Consider the following 21,018-nt stretch of genomic DNA (forward strand, 5'->3'; position numbering starts at 1 on the left):
AAATGTGAACGAATTATATAATAAGCAAATTGGTGAGTCACTAGTATCCTGGTTTTTAGAGGAAAAACGAGATTTGCCTTGGAGAAAAACAAAAGATCCATACAAAATTTGGGTATCCGAAGTAATGCTACAGCAAACAAAGGTTGATACAGTTATCCCTTATTATGAGAGATTTATCTCTAAATATCCCTCTCTGGAATCACTTGCAGAAGCGGAAGAGGGAGAACTATTAAAAGAGTGGGAAGGCTTGGGCTATTATTCAAGAGCCCGTAACCTGCAAGCAGGAGTAAGGGAAGTTGTAGAAGAATATAATAGCGTAGTACCGAACAACCGAAAGGAAATATCAAAGCTAAAGGGCGTTGGACCTTATACGGCTGGAGCAGTGTTAAGCATTGCATATGATATTCCGGAGCATGCAGTTGATGGAAATGTAATGAGAGTACTCTCTCGAATTTTATTGATAAAAGAGGACATTGCTAAACAAAAGACGAAAAAGATATTTGAAGAAGCTGTTATGAACTTGATGTTTAAGGATAACCCTTCAGCATTTAACCAAGGTTTAATGGAACTTGGGGCTATTATATGCACTCCTACGAAGCCCAAATGTTTACTTTGTCCAGTGCGAGAATATTGTTCGGCTTTTTATGAGGGAGTTCAAGAGGAACTGCCAATAAAAACAATAAATAAAAAGACAAAATTACATAAAATGAAGGCAGTAGTGATTCAACGAAATGATGGTAAAATTTTGTTAGAGAAGCGTCCCTCTAAAGGATTGCTTGCAAATATGTGGCAATTCCCTATGGTTGAGCTGCCAACTTCCACCCATACAGTTGAGGAAGTGGTAGAGCTTGACTATGGAGTGGAAATTCAAAAAGGAAAAGAATTGATAGCATTTAAGCATATTTTTTCTCATCTTGTTTGGGAAATCGAAAGCTTCGAAGCAAAGCTTATGAACGAAAAAAAAATATCATTGAATAGCCAATGGTATTCTATAGAAGAAGTTAACAATCAACCAATGCCTATTCCCGTATTAAAAATGTGGAATGCATGGAAGGAAAGGAAGAGTATCACATGACAAATCCGGTAGCATTAGTAACAGGTAGCAGCAGAGGTTTAGGAAAATCAATTGCCATCGAGCTTGCGAAAAATGGCTATGATATTGTGGTCAATTATGCGCGCAGTAAAACAGCTGCATTAGAAACTGTTCAAGAAATTGAAGCTTTAGGTCAAAAAGCTTTGCTTATTCGTGCAAACGTAGGAGATATAGAGAAGCTTCGTGCGATGTTCCAAACAATCAAAGATGAGTTCGGTCGTTTAGATATTTTCGTTAGTAATGCTGCTTCTGGCGTTCTTCGACCAATAATGGAATTAGAGGAATCCCATTGGGACTGGACGATGAGTATTAATGCAAAAGCAATGCTTTTCGGAGCACAGGAAGCTGCGAAGCTTATGCCGAATGGCGGTAAAATTTTAGGTATTAGCTCATTAGGATCTATTAGATATTTAGAAAACTACACAACAGTAGGTGTATCTAAAGCTGCTATTGAGTCTATCACTCGATATTTGGCAGTAGAGCTGGCTGAAAAAGGAATTGCAGTTAATACAGTTTCCGGTGGAGCATTAGATACTGATGCTTTAAAGCATTTCCCAAACAGAGAGCAATTATTAGAGGATGCTCGATTGAACACTCCGGCAGGTCGAATGGTTGAAATTGAAGACATGGTAAAAACAGCAATGTTCCTGCTATCCGACGACGCATCAATGATCCGTGGACAAACTATTATAGTGGACGGTGGACGTTCGATTAAAATGTAATTGTTAGTATGTGGTCATTAATTTGGACCGCATAGAGAGGAAATCAATTACTTTCTTCCAGTTCGCCGCAGTAAAAAATTCAATTTAACATTTTTAAATTTCAAATGAATATTATCTCCAAAAGTGCACATGATATATTTTGTACGGAGGTGAAATCCATGAAAAAGAATAACAGTCAACAACCAAACAAAAGACAAGAGTTTGCTTCAGAAACTGTAATTCAACAAGTTAAAGAGCAAAACCGTCAAGCTGAAATGAAAAAACAACAAGCTAGCGGGAAGTTTTCGAACGGTTCTTCTAACCAATCAAAATAACATGGATTCACCAAAAATCAGCGAGGGCATTTTGCCTTCGCTGATTTTTTTACTACAGTTTTTTCCTATGGATTGCTATAATAGGGAAATAAGTATAATATTCAATTTTGCGCTTGGTGAAAAGGTGGCTAAATCATGGCGATTCCAACAGAAGGAGAAATTATTCAAATTCACAGCTACAAGCATAATGGCCGTATCCACCGTGTCTGGCAGGAAACGATGGTTTTAAAAGGCACCAAGAATATTGTGATAGGTGCAAACGAACGTACTCTTGTAATAGAGGCAGATGGCCGAACATGGATTACAAGAGAGCCTTCCATTTGTTACTTTCATGCAGAGCATTGGTTTAACATTATTTGTATGCTTCGAGAAGACGGCGTATATTATTACATCAACATTAGTTCGCCATTTGTCTACAACAATCAAAGGTTAAAATATATTGATTATGATCTAGATGTGAAGGTCTTTCCAGACATGACCTACACTATTTTAGATGAGGATGAATACGAACAGCACAAAAGAGAAATGAATTATCCAGATGAGATGGATGCTATTCTTGAGCGAAATATAGAAAAACTAATTTCTTGGATTAAGCAAAGAAGAGGGCCGTTTGCTCCCGACTTTATAGAGGCATGGACAAGTCGTTATCATTTTTATAAACAGCTGAATGAATAGTTGAAGAACCTGTTGACTTTACAACAGGTTCTTCCGTTTTAAGAAAGGAAGTAATTTTGTGAGTACCATGAAAAGATATATGGAATTTGTGAAGCCTTATAATTGGCAAATATTCCTAACAATTGTTATTGGGGTTATAAAATTTGCAATTCCACTATTTATACCTGTATTGATTAAGATTGTCGTTGATGATATTATTGGCGGCGATATGTCAACGGATGAGAAAATCCAACAACTGATTTATTGGCTTGGTGGTACCGCATTGGTATTCTTAATCGTTCGACCACCAATCGAGTATTATCGACAATATTTGGCACAATTAGTCAGCAATAAAATTTTGTATGATATACGTCAAAAGCTATACATACACCTTCAAAAACTCAGCTTAAAATACTATTCCAACACACGTGCAGGAGAAGTGATTTCTCGCGTTATTAATGATGTAGAACAAACAAAAAACTTTGTTATGATTGGCTTGATGAATGTCTGGCTTGATCTAGCTACCATTCTAATAGCTATCGGCATTATGTTGACAATGAATGTCAAGCTAACATTAGTTACCTTAATAGCATTTCCGTTCTACGCATTCAGTGTTAAATTCTTTTTTGGAAGACTTCGTGATTTAACAAGAAAGAGATCCCAGGCTCTTGCAGGAGTACAAAGCTATCTTCATGAACGTGTCCAAGGGATGAGTATTATTAAAACCTTTACACTCGAAAAACATGAACAAAAATTATTCAATGAGACGAACGGAGAATTTCTAGATAAAGCAGTGGATCAGACGATATGGAACGCAAAAGCATTTGCTGTAGTTAATACTATTACGGATATTGCTCCACTATTAGTAATTGCTTACGCTGGATATGAGGCTATTCATGGAAGATTATCTGTAGGAACGATGGCTGCGTTCATAGCTTACATTGAGCGCCTTTATAGTCCCTTAAGACGATTAGTTAATTCTTCAACAACATTAACACAATCCTTTGCTTCTATGGATCGAGTATTTGAGTTGATGGATGAGAAATATGATATTGTCGATAAACCTGAAGCTAAAAAGTTAGGCAATACATATGGGGAAGTAACCTTTTCCAATGTTTCCTTCCAATATGAAAAAGACGGTCAAACTATCCTTAATAATATAAACCTTAGAGTAAATGCTGGTGAAACAGTTGCATTTGTCGGGATGAGTGGTGGGGGTAAGTCCACTATTATTAGCCTGATTCCCCGATTTTATGATGTGACATCAGGTAGCGTACAAATCGATGGAAAAGATGTTCGCGACGTGACGATTGAATCGCTTAGACAACAAATAGGAATTGTCCTACAGGATAATATTTTGTTTAGTGACTCCGTAAAATCGAATATCTTAATGGGTAAACCAGATGCAAGTGATGAAGAAGTAATAGAGGCGGCAAAAGCTGCTAATGCACATGACTTCATTATGGAACTGCCTGATGGATACGAAACAAAGGTTGGAGAGCGTGGAGTTAAGCTTTCAGGAGGTCAAAAGCAACGTGTCGCAATTGCACGTGTATTTTTAAAAAATCCAACGATATTGGTTCTAGATGAGGCGACTTCAGCATTAGATTTAGAGAGCGAATCTTTAATTCAAGATTCTTTAGAGCGTTTGGCACAAAATCGAACAACAATTATCGTAGCACATAGACTTTCCACAATAACTCACGCAGATAAAATATTTGTTATAGAAAATGGAGAATTAGCAGAGGAAGGTTCTCATGCTAAACTCATGAAGGACAAAGGGGTATATTATAACTTATTTCAAATACAACAATTAGATACTGTGGACTAACAAACACACCCAATAAGGCGATTTTGTTCTTATTGGGTGTTTTTTTATACTATTTTTATGGATTATTGAATATAGGGAAGGTTTTAAATAGTCCGAAAAGTATTGCATAAAATGCTAAAATGTGTAAAATATCAATATGAACAAATATAATGAAAATTTTAAATAGTCTTGTAAAAAAGGAGAGTTATCATGGAACAAGGAAAAAAAGTATTAGAAGTGAAAGGTCTTCAAACTTCCTTTTTTACAGATGATGGTGTTATTCCATCTGTTGATTATGTAGATTTCCATGTTAGAGAAGGGGAAATCTTAGGCATTGTAGGCGAATCAGGCTGTGGTAAAAGTGTTACCTCACTATCAATTATGGGTCTAATTCCTAGTCCCCCTGGAAAAATAACAAATGGAGAAATCTTATTTAAAGGCAAGGATTTAACTACTTTCTCTGAAAAAGAGATGAGAAAAGTAAGAGGAAATGAGATTGCTATGATATTCCAGGAGCCGATGACCTCTTTAAATCCTTTATTTACAATTGGGAATCAGCTTATGGAAGCTATAACCCTACATAAAAAAGGCTGGAGTAAAAAACAAGCTAAGGACAGAGCGGTTGAGATGCTCAAGCTTGTTGGTCTTCCTAGAGCAGAAGCACTTATGAAGGACTACCCTCACCAACTTTCAGGTGGTATGCGTCAAAGGGTTATGATTGCAATGGCGCTTGTATGTGATCCAGAGGTATTGATAGCTGATGAACCGACTACAGCATTAGATGTTACGATCCAAGCACAAATCCTAAAGCTAATGCGAGATCTGAATAAAAGACTAAATACAGCTGTACTTCTTATCACTCATGATCTTGGTGTAGTGGCCGAGACCTGTGAACGTGTAGTGGTCATGTATGCAGGAAAAGTAGTAGAAGAAGGACTAGTTGACACTATTTTTAAAAACCCTCAGCATCCATATACAAAGGGGCTACTTGCATCAGTGCCTGACATGAGATACAAAAAGCAACGACTATATTCTATTCCTGGTAATGTGCCAAAGCCAGGAGTTATAAAGCAGGGCTGTCGATTCGCTGCAAGATGTGAATTTGCATTCGAACGCTGTCTGCAGGAAAATCCTCCTCTTTTTGAAACATCGGAGGGACATAAAACAAGATGTTTCTTGTATGACTCTAAGGAGGTTGCAGATTATGACAGAGCCGCTGTTAAAAGTTGACGGACTGAAAAAATATTTTCCTATTCGTTCGGGTGTTTTGTCAAAAAAAGTGGGTTATGTGAAAGCAGTAGATGACATATCTTTCTTTGTGAATGAGGGAGAAACGTTAGGGATTGTTGGAGAATCAGGCTGCGGTAAATCTACTACAGGCCGTATGCTTATGAGATTGCTAGAGCCAACAGAAGGAAATGTGATGTTTGAAGGAAAGGATTTAACGAAGATTTCAGACTCGGCCATGCGCAAGGTTAGACGAGATATCCAAATGGTGTTCCAGGATCCTTATGCTTCTCTAAATCCTCGTCATACAGTGGAGAAGATTTTAATGGAGCCGCTTATAGTTCATCAAATCGGAGATCCTAAAACTCGCAGACAAAAGGTTCATGACTTTTTAGAAATTGTAGGACTGAGCAGCTATCACGCAAAACGATATCCTCACCAGTTCAGTGGTGGACAAAGACAGCGTATTGGAATCGCTAGAGCACTTATGACCAATCCAAAGCTGATTATAGCGGATGAGCCCGTTTCTGCACTCGATGTATCCATTCAAGCTCAAGTTTTAAATCTTATGCAGGATTTGCAAAAGGAGTTAAAACTGACCTATATATTTATCGCCCACGATTTAGGAGTGGTCCGTCACATTAGCGACCGAGTAGGGGTTATGTATTTAGGTAGAATGGTCGAACTTGCACCTAGTGAGAATTTGTATGCAGAGCCGCTGCACCCTTATACAAAAGCACTTCTCTCTGCTGTGCCAGTACCTGATCCACAATTTCAAAGGGAGCAAATTATATTAGAAGGAGATATTCCAAGCCCTTCTAACCCTCCTACAGGCTGTACATTCCATACACGTTGTCCTTTTAAAATGGACGTTTGTACAACCGTTAAACCGAAGCTAGAGGAAGTTAAGAACAGTCATTTTGTTGCCTGCCATCTTTATAATGAGGCAGTCCAGCATTGATAATATAAATTTGGAGGGGTCCATGTGAGAAAAAAGAAATTATTGTCTTTTATGTTTTTAATGATATTTGCTGCTTTTACAATTGTTGCTTGTTCAAGTGATGAAACCGGAGGAGATAAAAAAGGAGAATCCTCCTCATCATCAGGGGATAAAGTATTAGTGTTTGGTCGAGGGGGAGACTCTGTTTCTCTAGATCCTGCTATAGTAACTGACGGTGAATCATTTAAAGTTACACAAAATGTATTTGAAACACTATTAAATTTTGGTGAAGAAGATACTACTATTCAAGCAGGCCTTGCCAAAGAATGGGTAACATCTGATGACGGTTTAACTTATACATTTACTTTAGAAGAAGGAGTTAAATTTCACGACGGTACAGATTTTAATGCTGAGGCTGTTGTGAAAAACTTTGAACGCTGGGCTAATGGCTCAGAGGAAAAATTCTATTACTATGGCTCTATGTTTGGAGGATATGCAGGCGATGAAGGACATGTAATTGAGTCAGTTACTGCTGATGGTGATTACACAGTAGTATTTAAACTTAAACGTCCACAAGCTCCTTTCTTAAAAAATATTGCTATGAGTCCATTCGGAATAGCAAGCCCAACGGCATTTGAAAAAGATGAAGAGAAATTTGGAGATAATCCAGTAGGAACAGGTCCATTCAAATTCGTAGAATGGAAACGAAATGATTCCATTACAATTGAAAAATATGAAGATTACTGGGTAGATGGTATGCCTAAGCTTGATAAAGTTGTATTCCGTGCTATTCCGGATAACGCAGCACGCTTAAACAACCTACTAGCTGGAGACATTGATTTGGCTGATGGAGTAAATCCGTCTGATCGTAAAACAGTTGAGGGTGATTCTACTCTACAACTGTATGAGCGCCCGTCCATGAACGTTGGTTACTTAGGTCTAACGAATACTAGACCGCCTTTTGACAACGTAAAAGTACGCCAAGCAATGAATTATGCTATCGATAAGCAAGCAATTGTAGATGCTTTCTTTGAGGGCGGAGCTGAAATCGCTAAAAACCCTATGCCTTCTTCTATTAGTGGCTACAATAACGATATTCCTGGTTACGAATATGATCCAGAAAAAGCAAAGGAACTTTTAGCAGAAGCTGGATTAGCAGATGGCTTTGATATGGAGCTATGGGCTATGCCGGTTCCAAGACCTTATATGCCAGACGGAGCAAAGGTCGCAGAAGCAATTAAAAATAACTTAGAAAAAGTAGGCATCAATGCAAAAATCGTTTCTTATGAATGGGCAACATATTTAGAAAAAGCTCGTTTAGGAGAAGCTGATGCTTTCTTACTTGGATGGACTGGTGATAACGGGGATGCGGATAATTTCCTTTATGTATTGCTAGACAAAGATAATATCGAAAGTAATAACTACACGTACTATAGCAATGACCAATTACACGAAATTCTAATCGAAGCACAATCAGAGGTAGACGAAAACAAACGTATTGAATTATATAAACAAGCTCAAGAAATAATATTTGAAGATGCACCATGGGTTCCACTTGCTCACTCAACACCATTACTTGCTGGTAAAGCAGAATTGACAGGCTTCACACCACATCCAACTGGCTCAGACAAATTAGGAAACGTTGACTTTAAGTAAAGACTGATGGGGGAGGGAATCTTCTTGATTCCTTCCTCTTTTAAAGGATAAGAAGTATTTTAATTGTCAGGTCAAAGAGAGAAGCTTGTATTTCATATTTTAAGATGAAGAGGGTGAAAAAACATGCTTCACTATATTGGAAAGAGGCTGTTGCAGCTTATACCAGTATTGCTTGGTATGACTTTTTTAGTTTTTATGATTATTCGTGCTATCCCAGGTGATCCAGCACAGGTTATTCTGGGACAATTAGCTTCTAAGGATGCTATTGAATCACTAAGAGAAAGCCTAGGCTTAAATAATCCTTGGTATGTGCAATATTTTGATTATTTATTTGGTCTTCTTCAAGGTGATCTTGGTGAGTCGATGCGAACTGTTAAGCCAGTAGCTTCTGAAATATGGCCGTATCTTGCTGCTACGTTTGAGCTAGCGTTCTTTGCAATTCTAATAGCAGTTATTATAGGGGTAAACGCGGGAATTATATCTGCATGGTTCCAGAACTCTTGGTTCGATTACTTAGCAATGGTACTAGCTTTAATAGGTGTTTCGATGCCAATATTTTGGTTGGGGTTAATGGAGCAATGGATTTTTGCCGTAGAATTACACTGGCTTCCAACAGGTGGGAGGCAGGAAGCAAGAGACCCAGTTTCAGCAGTCACCAACTTATATGTAATTGATACTATTATTAATGGCCGTTTTGATCAGCTTGGTGTTGTTCTCAAGCATTTGTTATTACCTAGTATTGCCTTGGCTACTATTCCAATGGCTATTATTGCTCGAATGACCAGATCTAGTATGCTAGAGGTTATGAGAGCGGATTATGTACGAACAGCAAGAGCTAAAGGCCAAAAAATGTTTTGGGTAGTATATAAGCATTCTTTGAAAAATGCCATCATTCCAGTCTTAACAGTAATCGGTCTTCAAATGGGCTTACTTTTAGGAGGAGCTATATTGACAGAAACCATCTTTGGATGGCCGGGAATTGGTCGCTATATTTACGATGCCATTCAGTTCCGTGATTACCCTGTTATTCAATCTGGAATATTAGTAGTTGCTTTTATATTCGTTATGATCAATTTATTCGTTGATATTTTATATGGATTAATTGATCCACGCATCAAGTATGACTAAAAGGAGAGATGATGATGACCCAAATGGTTCCAAAAGCACCGGATAATTTATTGGCTACCGAAAAGGACATATCAGCTGGTCCTTGGAAAGAAGCGTGGAGAGGTTTCCGGAAAAACAAGGTGGCGCTTGTCGGCACTTTTATCGTATTTTTCTTTATAGTAGTCGCACTAATAGGACCTTTTCTGGTCCCACAGGGCATTGATGAACAATCCATGACGAAACATCGACTTTTAGCACCATCTAGTCAGTTTTGGTTTGGCACGGATGATTTTGGCAGAGATATATTCTCTCGAATTGTGCATGGGGCTAGAATTTCTCTATGGGTAGGTTTTTCCTCAGTAATCGGCTCTGTCATTATAGGAAGTATATTGGGAATAGTAGCCGGCTACTACGGGAAATGGGTTGACATGATTATCTCCCGTATCTTTGATATTCTACTTGCTTTTCCTAGCATTCTTCTAGCGATTGCAGTAGTTTCTGTGTTAGGTCCTTCTTTGCAAAATGCTTTGATTGCGATTGCAATCATCAATATTCCTAACTTCGGGCGACTCATCAGATCAAAAGTGTTAAGTATTAAAGAAGAGGAATACATAACCTCTGCTAAGGCAATTGGTATGAAGGATTTTCGTATCCTTTTCTCGCATATTTTACCTAACTCTATGGCACCTGTTATTGTGGCTGGAACCTTGGCCATTGCTTCTGCAATTATAGAGGCTGCCGCACTAGGCTTCTTAGGCTTGGGAGCACAGGCACCAACACCCGAGTGGGGCAAAATGCTAGCGGATGCACGAAACCACCTCCGAACAGCACCGTGGACAATGATTTTCCCAGGACTTGCTATCATGTTAACAGTCCTTGGTTTTAACCTTATGGGTGATGGCTTAAGGGATGCATTGGATCCAAGAATGAAAAACTAAAAAACACGTATCTCCTAATGGCACTCATTGCCAAATGGAGATACGTGTTTTTTAGTTTTAATAAGGAGTTTCCTCAATCTGTACAGTTAATTCCTTACTGTGGAAGTTCTGATAAGCAGTTATGAGCTTATCTACATGCTCTAGCTGTTCTTCATATTTTAAAATAGAAGATAGTAAATGCAGGAGATGGTACGTAGAGAACTCCTCCTCTATTTGGGTTAAGGCAATTTGTTGGACGAATATATTCATAACCTCTTGTCTTTGAATAAATGCCTCTGGACCGTGCCATTCCATATGATCTGCTTTAAGCTTGCCAATAAATTTCAAATGGAGCTGCTCATGATAAGTCAAAAGAGAATCTAATCTTTCAGTTATCATCATTCTAAAATGCTCTGGAAGATCATTTAATTCATTTTCATGGAGATGCAATCTTTTTAATACTTCTAAGCTATTGTATGAAATCTCGATGAGCTCGCGATAAACGACTGCTTTTCTACCTTTTGAATGTGTTGCTTTTTTTGTATATACTCTTTCTTCCTTAAAAAAGGAGTATATTTGATCGATTCGTTCTAGTCTACCTTTTAGCTGACTTATTGCCTGCTTACTAGACTGGTGATCGGCCGCGTTTCTGGAAGCGATTCTAATCCATCTTATAATTTCATCCTGTGTGTAATGAATAGAGTTAAAAAGCTTTGTCTCAAATTTAGGTGGAAGAAATACTAGATTTACGACAAAGGCTGAAATTACCCCAACGAGAATGGTACAAAATCGAATCAGTGCAAAGGTTAAAAATTCATCGCTTTGTATCTCCATAATGGCTATCACAGTAACTAATGCTAACGAAACAGTTTTTTCTAGCTTAAATTTGAGCATGATGGAAATGGCGACAATTGCAGCAAAGCCAACAGCAATAATATGATTGCCAAAAACTAATGCAAAAATGACTGCAATAGCTGCTCCAATTAGGTTAGATTGTATTTGTTCAATAACGGTTAAGTAGGATCTATAGATAGATGGTTGTATCGCAAAAATTGCTGCTATTCCTGCAAAGACAGGACTAGGAAGCTGAAGTAGTTCAGCTATAAACAAGGAAAATACTATAGCAACTCCAGTTTTAAATATGCGTGCGCCTAATTTCATTCCATCCTATCCTTTCGTTAACCTTATTACTTTGATTTATTTAGTTGAGCAAAAGCATTGTCTACAACATTAATTGTCTCTACTATATCATTTTCTGTGTGAGCTGTAGTAATAAACCAAGCTTCGTATTTAGAAGGTGCAAGATTGATACCCTGCTCAAGCATAAGCTTGAAGAATTTAGCGAACATTTCACCATCACTAGCTTCTGCCTGTTCGTAGTTTTCAACCTTTACATCGGTAAAATAAACGGAAAGTGCACCTTTTATGCGATTGATTGTAATTGTAATATTATTTTTCTTAGCTGCATCTAAAATTCCTTTCTCTAACAATGCACCTAATCTATCTAGCTCTTCATATAAACCGGGAGCCTGAAGAACTTCTAAACAAGCAATTCCTGCTTGCATTGACGCAGGATTACCAGCCATTGTTCCAGCCTGATAAGCAGGTCCAAGTGGTGCTACCTGCTCCATAATTTCTTTCTTACCGCCATATGCACCAATCGGAAGTCCTCCGCCAATAATCTTACCTAATGCAGTTAAGTCCGGTATTTGGCCAAGCATAGTAGATGCAGCTCCATAATGGAAGCGGAATGCTGTAATTACTTCATCATAGATAACAAGAGCTCCCTTTTCTTTTGCAATTTCGTGAACTAGCGCTAAAAATCCTTCATTAGGCTCCACCATTCCAAAATTACCTACAATTGGTTCCACTAAAATACAGGCTAATTCAGAACCCCACTTTTCCATAGCATCCTTGTATGCCTGAGGATCATTGAATGGAATCGTTATAACTTCTTTTGCGATAGATTGAGGTACTCCGGCAGAATCGGGAGTTCCAAGAGTTGCTGGGCCAGAGCCTGCTGCAACTAAAACTAAATCAGAGTGCCCGTGATAGCAGCCAGCAAATTTCATTACTTTTGTTCTTCCTGTATAGGCACGTGCAACTCGTATTGTAGTCATTACTGCTTCCGTCCCTGAGTTAACAAAGCGCACTTTATCCATTGAAGGTATAGCATCTTTTAGCATTTTAGCAAATGTAACCTCATGCTTTGTTGGGGTACCATATAATAAGCCTGTTTGGGCCGCTTTTGTAATAGCTTCTGTAATATGCGGGTGAGCGTGTCCGGTAATAATAGGACCGTAGGCTGCTAAGTAATCGATATACTTGTTTCCATCTACATCATAGAAGTATGCTCCTTCTGCTCTTTCCATGACAATAGGTGCTCCGCCTCCAACTGCTTTATAGGATCGGGAAGGGCTGTTTACTCCTCCAACGATATGTTCTAATGCATGTACCTGTATTTGTTCAGATTGTGTATGTTTCAATGTTCTACCTCCAGTATTGAATGTATGTAAGATGAAAATTATAACTTGTCTTTCCTAAAACTTCTAGTCATAGTGGTTACTTTTAATATTTTAGACAAATAAGAGGAAAAAGGCTAAAGAAATTGAACATACTTATAAAGTTCGTTACGATATAACTAATATTAGAGGAGGGATTTTGATGGAACAATTAGAAGGAATGGCCGCACCTAAATTTTCATTAAAAAATGAAAAGGGTGAAGTAGTATCATTGGAAGACTTTGCTGGAAAGCAGTATGTCATTTTGTACTTTTACCCTAAAGACTCCACACCGGGCTGCACGACGGAAGCATGTGAGTTTAGAGACGCCTATGAAGATTTTTCTGATTTAAATGCAGTCATTCTTGGAGTAAGTGCAGATGGTGAGAAGGCACATACAAAATTTATAGAAAAGCATGGACTACCTTTTTCTTTATTGATCGATGATACTCATGAGGTTTCAGAGACATACGGAGTATGGGCATTGAAGAAAAACTTTGGGAAAGAATATATGGGAATTGAACGTACAACATTTTTGATCGATCCAACTGGGACAGTGGTGAAGGAGTGGAGAAAGGTTAAAGTAAAAGATCACGTAGAAGAAGTGCTACATACATTAAAATCCTTAGTAAAAGCTGGTGAATAAATAGATGAAAATATTATTTTCCTTTTTACCAAAGGAGGAGCAGCGATTAAGCTTGATCAATCGCTTTCCCCAAGTAGATTTTATCTTCCATAAGGACTTAAATGAGAATGAACTTAAAACAGCTAGTGTTTTTGTGACGTATGGGGAGGACCTTAAACCTTCACATATAGAAGGTGCTAAAAAACTGAAATGGGTTATGGTTGCCTCAGCAGGTTTAGAAAAAATGCCTTTACAAGAAATAGCCCAAAGGAACATACTTCTCACAAATGTGAGAGGTATTCATAAAACACCTATGGCCGAATCCATTTTGGCTCATATACTTTCTATTAAAAAGTCCCTGCCTCTCATAGCTGAAAATCAGAAAAAGGCAGAATGGTCGAAAAGAGTTCCCTCATCGGAGCTTTATGGATCAACAGCATTAATAATAGGGCCGGGGGCAATTGGAGGAGAAGTAGGAAGACTGTTACAAGCATTTGGAGTACACACAATTGGTTGCAATCGTAGTGGAAAAACAGCATCTTATATGGATGAGATGGTATCCTTCAAGTCATTAAAAGAGGTATTACCAAAAGCTGATATAGTAATCTCCATACTTCCTAGCACTGAAGAAACGAGAGGACTGTTAACATACGAGCACTTCAAATCTATGAAAGAGAGTGCTATTTTTATGAATTACGAACGTGGGGACTTATTGAAAGAGCAGGATTTGAAACAAGCCTTGGAGGATAATTGTATAGCCTATGCTGTATTAGACGTTTTTGCAAAGGAACCACTTGAAAGTGATCATCCGTTTTGGAGTATGCCAAATGTAATCATCTCCCCACATATCTCTAGTCACTCCTCTCAATATGTGGTGAGAGCACTTGAAATTTTCTCTAGAAATTTAACTTCCTATTTAAATGAAGAAAGCAATTTTGAAAATGTTATAGACGTTTCACGAGGATACTAAAGTGTATTAATACTATGTTAATAGTCGAAAAATTTGACAGCGATAGTATTTCTTCTTTATACTTATTATAAACTTATCATTTAATAATGATTATAAAGAGAGGTGCATAGCGATGACGGAAGTACATTTAAGAGACGCTTTGGATACATTGAAATCAACCGGTGTACGTATAACGCCTCAACGCCATGCGATTCTGGAATTTATTATTCAATCTATGTCACATCCCACTGCGGACGATATATATAAAGCGCTTGAAAGTAAATTTCCCAGCATGAGCGTTGCTACTGTCTATAACAACTTACGTGTGTTTAGAGAAGCGGGCTTAGTAAAGGAATTAACATATGGCGATAATTCAAGTCGTTTTGATTTCATCACAAATGACCACTACCATATGATTTGTAATTCTTGCGGTAAAATAGTTGACTTCCATTATCCAGGATTAGATGAAGTAGAGCATCTTGCCTCTCATTTGACCGGTTTTGATGTTAGTTCTCACCGAATGGAGATTTACGGTTCGTGTCCTACATGTAAGGAACAAGCAACTAAAGTCCAATAAAAAACCGAGCGTATATTCGCTCGGTTTTTATTTTGTCTAAATTTTAAAGCGGCCAATAAGTTGTTCTAAATCCACTGCTTTTTCTGTTAAGTCCTGCGCCACTGTGTTGATTTCCTGCATGGTTGCTGTCTGTTCCTCTACAGCAGCAGAGATCATTTCGGTCTGGGAGGATGCTTCTATCGTATGGCTGGCAATTTCAGCTACTGATGCTGCAACTTCTTCAGCACTTGCTGAGATTTGCTCAGATGTAGCTGAAATATCTTCTATCTGGTAGGTAACTTGCTCAATGGAGCTAGCAATTGATAGGAAGGAAGTATTGGCCTCGTTAATTACTTCCACACCTTCTTCAGCATTTTGAAGTCCGACCAAAACGGATTTTTCCACATTTTTTGTATCCTTATGAATTTCTATAATTAAGGATACTATTTGGCTAGCAGACTGTTTAGATTCCTCAGCAAGTTTCCTTACTTCATCGGCAACTACTGCAAATCCTTTTCCATGTTCTCCTGCTCGAGCAGCTTCAATAGCAGCGTTTAAGGCAAGTAAGTTTGTTTGCTCAGAGATAGCTGTAATAACTTTTGTGATATTCTCAATTTCAAGGGATTGCTCACTTAATTTTTTAATAAGCTGATTCGTTTCATTAGATGAATCATAAATCAGTTGCATTTGTTCTTTGGCTGTTTTTAATATTTCTTCACCCTTACTAGCAAACTCAATTGTGTTTGATGCATTGCTATGTAAAATTTGGGTAGATTCAGCAATACGTTGCACTCCGGCAGCAGTCTCATCCATAGCAGTCGCACTTTCTTTGGCAGATCTTGCAGAGCTTTGTGCACCTTCGGCAGTCATTTCCACACGATTTGCCACATCCGTAGACGCAATGGTCACTTCCTCTGTGCTAGCAGAAAGCTCCTCAGATACACTCGATAAATGATTGGCATTTTCATGTAAGCTAATGATTAGATCTTTCAGGTTAGATTTCATTTTATTAAAGGATTTAGCTAGATCACCTATTTCATCCTTTGCTTGGCTATTAATATCAGGTGCTGTTAAGTCACCATTCGCTATAATCTCAGTTGCCCTTGCTACTTTCACAAGAGGAATAGTAATGGATTTTTTTATAAAAATAGAAATTCCAGAAGCGACCATAATACTAATAGCAAGTATCGCCAGACTAAAAATAATTGTATTTTTGACTACCTGTTTAGTCTCATCTGTAATTACCTTTAATTGACCTTCTTGATATTCATTTATTTTGAGTGCTGTGGCTAAAACACCTTCATTTGCTATTTGAGCGTCATTATTTACTATTTGTAACGCACTGTCTTTGTTTCCCTTGTTTAATGCGTCCATAGCTTCTGTAGCAGCAGTGTTAAACGCGTCGTTATGTTTATGGATATCACTCAAATAGCCCTTCATTGTGTCTGATGAAGCCAAATTTTCTAAATTTAGAATTGCCTCATTCAACAAATCTTGATGCATAACTAAGGAGTCCTTTGCCTTATCTGTATTATTTAAAATCATAGCTCTTATGTAAAGTCCTTGCATACCAAGCTCTGTTTGAATATCGTCCGTTAAGAGCTGTTGTTGTACACGATTATCTAATGCATAATCAAATTTTTCTTCAATAGATAGTAATTGTAGGAATGTTACCCCTAAAGTGATAAGTAATAAAAAGAAAATAGATAAAAAGGAAAAGTTCAGTTTTTTTCTAATAGACATAATGGTACCCTCCGCTTCTTTCGCTTTAAGTCTAAAGTAGTATTAATTATCCGTCAACTAAAAATATTTTGATTAATTTTATTCTTAAAAATAAAACAATACAATAAAGTGAAAAATAATTGATACGTATAGGTAATTAAACACGGGAATAGTACAAGGTCGATGACTGCCTAAACAAATGGAGAAATTAGTTCTCAAAGCCACCTAGACTTTTTTATTTAACCTAAATAGGAAAGGTACGCAGAGTAAATGGGGAAAATTATTTTGATTTACAATACATAGTAAGAAATCGTCGATATCCATTCCAATTGATTAGTGTTGGCTAATTTAAAAAGTGAGGAGTTTCTATATCTTCTAAGAAACAGAGGTGCTGGTTATCATGATGATGCTAATAATGCGATGCTTGCAATATGGAGAGTAGAGAAAGAAGACTTCGTTTCATTTCACTCTATATGAGTATACTATGTTAATATAAAAAAGCACTTTGCTTAAAAGCAAAGTGCAGGGATTATTTTTTTCTATTGTAGCTAATATCAAATTCTTCTCCTTCAAGAGTAGGATCCAATGTAAGTGGTTCTTTGCAATACATACACATATCTACTCGTCCTAAAACTTTCGTGTGTTTTCCACAATTGGGGCATACTACTTGAACAGCTTTAGTAGATAATAAACCTATCCATCCATATACAGCTGTACTTCCAATAATAGAAAGTAACCCAAGTGTCATAAATATTGTTACTAAGATAGCGTTCTCTCTAAAGAAGATAGCCCCGTACATGATAATAAAGCCAAAGAATATTAGACCAAGAGCAAAGGAACGAATTCGATTTATTTTGTTTTTATAGGGTTTCATTTTTTAGCCTCCTAATTATACCTACACTATAACATATTTTTTTATAAAGGAATGTTATTAAAGTTTAAAGAGGAAATATCAAATTATTGTCGAAGAATAATACATAAGTTAATAAAGGAGGCTTTCACATTGGAAGCGTTGTTAAGACCTATCTATCAAGAAAGAGCCAGTGATTCAAATACATTAGGCATAATATTAATAGAAAAAATAGAAGAAGTCAGTCCTATTACTGATACCTTTGATTCCATATTGTTCATTATAACTAAAGATTCTCCTATTCCGGTTTTTACTAAGCATTATACGTATAACGACAAAAAGGCAGCATTGCATATTATTACGGAGAAACAAATTAGAAAATGGTTTATAGTAGGAGCCAATCCTAAGTTGGTGGGCTGGATGATCAATGGGAGAGTAATATTTGATCGAAATGAATATGTAGAAAACCTTAAAAAGGAATTACAGGATTTCCCGGTAAACGGCCGAAATGTAAGAATGGGAATAGAATTTGCAAAGCTTAGTAGAAGCTATATGCAAGCTAAAGTATTCTTTGAGCAATTAAATTATCTAGATGCTTATAATCATATTGTAAACTCACTGCATCATCTAGCTAGATTAGCTATTATTGAAAAGGGGATGCACCCGGAGGTTATGGTGTGGAAGCAAGTAAAGCAATTAGATCCTTCTATATATAAATTGTACGATGAGTTAGTGTCGAGTGGAGAAACATTAGAGAAAAGATTAGAACTTTTATTTTTAGCAAGTGACTTCTTAATTCATTCAAGAACAAAGGATGGGGCACGACATATAATCGAAGTACTTTCTTCTAAAGAGTATTGGACGATACAAGAGATTCATGAACAAGAGGAATTAAAAAACTATTCCGTTGACCTTGAAGTATTTATAGAATTCTTGGTCGATAAAGGATTAATTCTAATAGAAAAACAACCTACTAAAAGCAGCCATATTCTGCATAGATACTACAAAGTTAAAGAGTAAAAAAAGGTCAACAAAAAACGAAATAAAAAAATGCTCGTTTTTTGTTGACATATACATTAAATATGCGGTATTATAATAAGCGTCGTCAAAAACGAATTAAAAAACAGCAGAAAATTAATAAAAAAAGTTTTTTAAAAAACTTCTTGACTAGCCAGTTGAATGGTGATAAATTAGAGAAGTCGCAAAAAACGACAACGCAAAAATGAACATTGAAAACTGAACATGCAAAACGTTAAGATATATAGCTTCAAACAACTTCGGTTGTATTGACGCAAAACAATTTTTGACATCATTTAATGATGATGCCAGCAAAACAAAATGAGCTTTTAAACTAGTTCTATTTTTTCTGGTTGACGAGACGTAGTGCAGTGCTAAGAAGCGAGTGAGCGAGAAAAGGAGCGTACTAACGTACGTGACTGACCGAGTAAGCGAAGCTGACAACGCAATGCGCTGTGTATCGCCAGCCAGCTATTATGGAGAGTTTGATCCTGGCTCAGGACGAACGCTGGCGGCGTGCCTAATACATGCAAGTCGAGCGAATGATGAAGAAGCTTGCTTCTTCTGATTTAGCGGCGGACGGGTGAGTAACACGTGGGCAACCTGCCCTGTAGATTGGGATAACTCCGGGAAACCGGGGCTAATACCGAATAATCCATTTCCTCACATGGGGGAATGTTAAAAGACGGCATCTCGCTGTCACTACAGGATGGGCCCGCGGCGCATTAGCTAGTTGGTGAGGTAACGGCTCACCAAGGCGACGATGCGTAGCCGACCTGAGAGGGTGATCGGCCACACTGGGACTGAGACACGGCCCAGACTCCTACGGGAGGCAGCAGTAGGGAATCTTCCACAATGGACGAAAGTCTGATGGAGCAACGCCGCGTGAGTGAAGAAGGTTTTCGGATCGTAAAACTCTGTTGTGAGGGAAGAACAAGTACGAGAGTAACTGCTCGTACCTTGACGGTACCTCATTAGAAAGCCACGGCTAACTACGTGCCAGCAGCCGCGGTAATACGTAGGTGGCAAGCGTTGTCCGGAATTATTGGGCGTAAAGCGCGCGCAGGCGGTCCTTTAAGTCTGATGTGAAAGCCCACGGCTCAACCGTGGAGGGTCATTGGAAACTGGGGGACTTGAGTGCAGAAGAGGAAAGCGGAATTCCAAGTGTAGCGGTGAAATGCGTAGAGATTTGGAGGAACACCAGTGGCGAAGGCGGCTTTCTGGTCTGTAACTGACGCTGAGGCGCGAAAGCGTGGGGAGCAAACAGGATTAGATACCCTGGTAGTCCACGCCGTAAACGATGAGTGCTAAGTGTTAGGGGGTTTCCGCCCCTTAGTGCTGCAGCTAACGCATTAAGCACTCCGCCTGGGGAGTACGGTCGCAAGACTGAAACTCAAAGGAATTGACGGGGGCCCGCACAAGCGGTGGAGCATGTGGTTTAATTCGAAGCAACGCGAAGAACCTTACCAGGTCTTGACATCCCGCTGATCGGCCTAGAGATAGGCTTTTCCCTTCGGGGACAGCGGTGACAGGTGGTGCATGGTTGTCGTCAGCTCGTGTCGTGAGATGTTGGGTTAAGTCCCGCAACGAGCGCAACCCTTGATCTTAGTTGCCAGCATTCAGTTGGGCACTCTAAGGTGACTGCCGGTGATAAACCGGAGGAAGGTGGGGATGACGTCAAATCATCATGCCCCTTATGACCTGGGCTACACACGTGCTACAATGGACGGTACAGAGGGTCGCAACCCCGCGAGGGTGAGCTAATCCCATAAAACCGTTCTCAGTTCGGATTGTAGGCTGCAACTCGCCTACATGAAGCCGGAATCGCTAGTAATCGTGGATCAGCATGCCACGGTGAATACGTTCCCGGGCCTTGTACACACCGCCCGTCACACCACGAGAGTTTGTAACACCCGAAGTCGGTGGGGTAACCCTTTTGGGAGCCAGCCGCCGAAGGTGGGACAGATGATTGGGGTGAAGTCGTAACAAGGTAGCCGTATCGGAAGGTGCGGCTGGATCACCTCCTTTCTAAGGATATATTCGGAATACAGATTTTTATCTGTATCTTAACGTTTTGCAGTTCAGTTTTGAATGTTCATATTTATATTAACATTTTTAATAGATATGGAAATTCAAAGAGGGCCTATAGCTCAGCTGGTTAGAGCGCACGCCTGATAAGCGTGAGGTCGATGGTTCGAGTCCATTTAGGCCCACCATACCTTTTTAATTTCGGGGCCTTAGCTCAGCTGGGAGAGCGCCTGCCTTGCACGCAGGAGGTCAGCGGTTCGATCCCGCTAGGCTCCACCATTAAAAATATAATTGTTCTTTGAAAACTGGATAAAACGACATCAAAAAAAG

At 38.6% G+C, this 21,018-nt stretch carries 18 protein-coding genes, 2 tRNA genes and 1 rRNA gene; 17 read left to right on the plus strand and 4 right to left on the minus strand.

Translation table 11 applies throughout. The features are described 5' to 3' along the window. Positions 1–4: 4 nt before the first annotated feature. The 10 genes from mutY (at position 5) to D0S48_RS17070 (ending at position 10,461) form a co-directional block, all read left to right on the plus strand. A complete protein-coding gene (gene mutY, locus D0S48_RS17025) occupies positions 5–1,075 on the plus strand; it encodes an A/G-specific adenine glycosylase (RefSeq protein ID WP_151112935.1) in 1,071 nt (356 codons plus the stop codon). Beyond that, positions 1,072–1,815 carry an enoyl-[acyl-carrier-protein] reductase FabL gene (gene fabL, locus D0S48_RS17030; RefSeq protein WP_151112937.1) on the plus strand — a complete coding sequence of 248 codons (744 nt, stop codon included), beginning with the start codon at positions 1,072–1,074 and terminating at the stop codon, positions 1,813–1,815. The genes mutY and fabL overlap by 4 nt, the downstream gene beginning before the upstream one ends. A 104-nt stretch (positions 1,816–1,919) precedes the next feature. Further along, positions 1,920–2,129, plus strand: coding sequence for a gamma-type small acid-soluble spore protein (locus D0S48_RS17035; protein ID WP_225216174.1), 210 nt, complete (start codon positions 1,920–1,922; stop codon positions 2,127–2,129). A 135-nt stretch (positions 2,130–2,264) separates the two neighbouring features. Beyond that, positions 2,265–2,804 (plus strand): nucleoside tri-diphosphate phosphatase, encoded by a 540-nt coding sequence (locus tag D0S48_RS17040; protein WP_144541438.1) that lies wholly within the window; start codon positions 2,265–2,267, stop codon positions 2,802–2,804. Positions 2,805–2,862: 58 nt separating this feature from the next. Then, positions 2,863–4,614, plus strand: a complete 1,752-nt coding sequence (locus D0S48_RS17045; RefSeq protein ID WP_144541440.1) for an ABC transporter ATP-binding protein — start codon at positions 2,863–2,865, stop codon at positions 4,612–4,614. A 189-nt stretch (positions 4,615–4,803) separates the two neighbouring features. Beyond that, complete coding sequence (locus D0S48_RS17050) at positions 4,804–5,823, plus strand: ABC transporter ATP-binding protein (protein ID WP_151112939.1); 1,020 nt, start codon at positions 4,804–4,806, stop codon at positions 5,821–5,823. Next, positions 5,798–6,781, plus strand: coding sequence for an ABC transporter ATP-binding protein (locus D0S48_RS17055; RefSeq protein WP_151112941.1), 984 nt, complete (start codon positions 5,798–5,800; stop codon positions 6,779–6,781). The genes D0S48_RS17050 and D0S48_RS17055 overlap by 26 nt, the downstream gene beginning before the upstream one ends. Before the next feature lie 24 nt (positions 6,782–6,805). Next, a complete protein-coding gene (locus D0S48_RS17060) occupies positions 6,806–8,416 on the plus strand; it encodes an ABC transporter substrate-binding protein (RefSeq protein WP_151112943.1) in 1,611 nt (536 codons plus the stop codon). Positions 8,417–8,539: 123 nt separating this feature from the next. Next, positions 8,540–9,544, plus strand: coding sequence for an ABC transporter permease (locus tag D0S48_RS17065; RefSeq protein ID WP_144541449.1), 1,005 nt, complete (start codon positions 8,540–8,542; stop codon positions 9,542–9,544). Between the two features lie 23 nt (positions 9,545–9,567). After that, positions 9,568–10,461 (plus strand): ABC transporter permease, encoded by an 894-nt coding sequence (locus D0S48_RS17070; RefSeq protein WP_225216176.1) that lies wholly within the window; start codon positions 9,568–9,570, stop codon positions 10,459–10,461. Positions 10,462–10,518: 57 nt separating this feature from the next. On the opposite strand, the gene D0S48_RS17075 is transcribed toward D0S48_RS17070, so the two are convergent. Together D0S48_RS17075 and D0S48_RS17080 are read right to left on the minus strand one after the other, a co-directional pair. After that, the gene (locus D0S48_RS17075; protein WP_144541452.1) at positions 10,519–11,601 is read right to left on the minus strand and encodes an FUSC family protein; all 1,083 of its coding nucleotides are present in this window, start codon (positions 11,599–11,601) and stop codon (positions 10,519–10,521) included. 26 nt (positions 11,602–11,627) lie between these two features. Next, positions 11,628–12,926, minus strand: coding sequence for a glutamate-1-semialdehyde 2,1-aminomutase (locus D0S48_RS17080; protein ID WP_151112945.1), 1,299 nt, complete (start codon positions 12,924–12,926; stop codon positions 11,628–11,630). A gap of 178 nt (positions 12,927–13,104) precedes the next feature. Here D0S48_RS17080 and bcp point away from each other — a divergent pair, with 178 nt between their 5' ends. From bcp to perR, 3 genes are all read left to right on the plus strand, one after another. Then, entirely contained in the window at positions 13,105–13,587 is a 483-nt protein-coding gene (gene bcp / locus D0S48_RS17085) for a thioredoxin-dependent thiol peroxidase (RefSeq protein WP_151112947.1), read from the plus strand. 4 nt (positions 13,588–13,591) lie between these two features. Continuing rightward, a complete protein-coding gene (locus D0S48_RS17090; RefSeq protein ID WP_151112949.1) occupies positions 13,592–14,536 on the plus strand; it encodes a D-2-hydroxyacid dehydrogenase in 945 nt (314 codons plus the stop codon). Positions 14,537–14,648: 112 nt separating this feature from the next. Next, entirely contained in the window at positions 14,649–15,092 is a 444-nt protein-coding gene (gene perR, locus D0S48_RS17095) for a peroxide-responsive transcriptional repressor PerR (RefSeq protein WP_151112951.1), read from the plus strand. Positions 15,093–15,128: 36 nt separating this feature from the next. Here the strand turns inward: perR and D0S48_RS17100 are convergent, their stop codons facing one another. Continuing rightward, a complete protein-coding gene (locus tag D0S48_RS17100) occupies positions 15,129–16,814 on the minus strand; it encodes a methyl-accepting chemotaxis protein (protein WP_151112953.1) in 1,686 nt (561 codons plus the stop codon). A 508-nt stretch (positions 16,815–17,322) separates the two neighbouring features. Next, complete coding sequence (locus tag D0S48_RS17105) at positions 17,323–17,667, minus strand: YgzB family protein (protein WP_144541464.1); 345 nt, start codon at positions 17,665–17,667, stop codon at positions 17,323–17,325. Positions 17,668–17,796: 129 nt separating this feature from the next. Between D0S48_RS17105 and D0S48_RS17110 the strand changes: the two genes are divergently transcribed. From D0S48_RS17110 to D0S48_RS17125, 4 genes are all read left to right on the plus strand, one after another. Beyond that, positions 17,797–18,663, plus strand: a complete 867-nt coding sequence (locus D0S48_RS17110) for a nucleotidyltransferase-like protein (protein WP_144541466.1) — start codon at positions 17,797–17,799, stop codon at positions 18,661–18,663. Between the two features lie 470 nt (positions 18,664–19,133). Continuing rightward, a 16S ribosomal RNA gene (locus D0S48_RS17115) occupies positions 19,134–20,688 on the plus strand. A 111-nt stretch (positions 20,689–20,799) separates the two neighbouring features. Beyond that, positions 20,800–20,876, plus strand: a tRNA-Ile gene (locus tag D0S48_RS17120). A 15-nt stretch (positions 20,877–20,891) separates the two neighbouring features. Continuing rightward, positions 20,892–20,967 (plus strand) — tRNA-Ala (locus D0S48_RS17125). Positions 20,968–21,018 lie beyond the last annotated feature (51 nt).

The organism is Psychrobacillus sp. AK 1817, from assembly GCF_008807035.1.
In the GTDB taxonomy this organism is placed as follows: domain Bacteria; phylum Bacillota; class Bacilli; order Bacillales_A; family Planococcaceae; genus Psychrobacillus; species Psychrobacillus faecigallinarum.

Bases quoted from the DNA above. Each gene is read 5' to 3' on its own strand.
- D0S48_RS17035 (WP_225216174.1), top strand. From the start codon at position 1,920: ATGAATATTATCTCCAAAAGTGCACATGATATATTTTGTACGGAGGTG.
- D0S48_RS17090 (WP_151112949.1), top strand. From the start codon at position 13,592: ATGAAAATATTATTTTCCTTTTTACCAAAGGAGGAGCAGCGATTAAGC.
- bcp (WP_151112947.1), top strand. From the start codon at position 13,105: ATGGAACAATTAGAAGGAATGGCCGCACCTAAATTTTCATTAAAAAAT.
- D0S48_RS17100 (WP_151112953.1), bottom strand. From the start codon at position 16,814: ATGTCTATTAGAAAAAAACTGAACTTTTCCTTTTTATCTATTTTCTTT.
- D0S48_RS17070 (WP_225216176.1), top strand. From the start codon at position 9,568: ATGGTTCCAAAAGCACCGGATAATTTATTGGCTACCGAAAAGGACATA.
- D0S48_RS17040 (WP_144541438.1), top strand. From the start codon at position 2,265: ATGGCGATTCCAACAGAAGGAGAAATTATTCAAATTCACAGCTACAAG.
- fabL (WP_151112937.1), top strand. From the start codon at position 1,072: ATGACAAATCCGGTAGCATTAGTAACAGGTAGCAGCAGAGGTTTAGGA.
- D0S48_RS17075 (WP_144541452.1), bottom strand. From the start codon at position 11,601: ATGAAATTAGGCGCACGCATATTTAAAACTGGAGTTGCTATAGTATTT.
- D0S48_RS17065 (WP_144541449.1), top strand. From the start codon at position 8,540: ATGCTTCACTATATTGGAAAGAGGCTGTTGCAGCTTATACCAGTATTG.
- D0S48_RS17055 (WP_151112941.1), top strand. From the start codon at position 5,798: ATGACAGAGCCGCTGTTAAAAGTTGACGGACTGAAAAAATATTTTCCT.
- D0S48_RS17105 (WP_144541464.1), bottom strand. From the start codon at position 17,667: ATGAAACCCTATAAAAACAAAATAAATCGAATTCGTTCCTTTGCTCTT.
- D0S48_RS17050 (WP_151112939.1), top strand. From the start codon at position 4,804: ATGGAACAAGGAAAAAAAGTATTAGAAGTGAAAGGTCTTCAAACTTCC.
- perR (WP_151112951.1), top strand. From the start codon at position 14,649: ATGACGGAAGTACATTTAAGAGACGCTTTGGATACATTGAAATCAACC.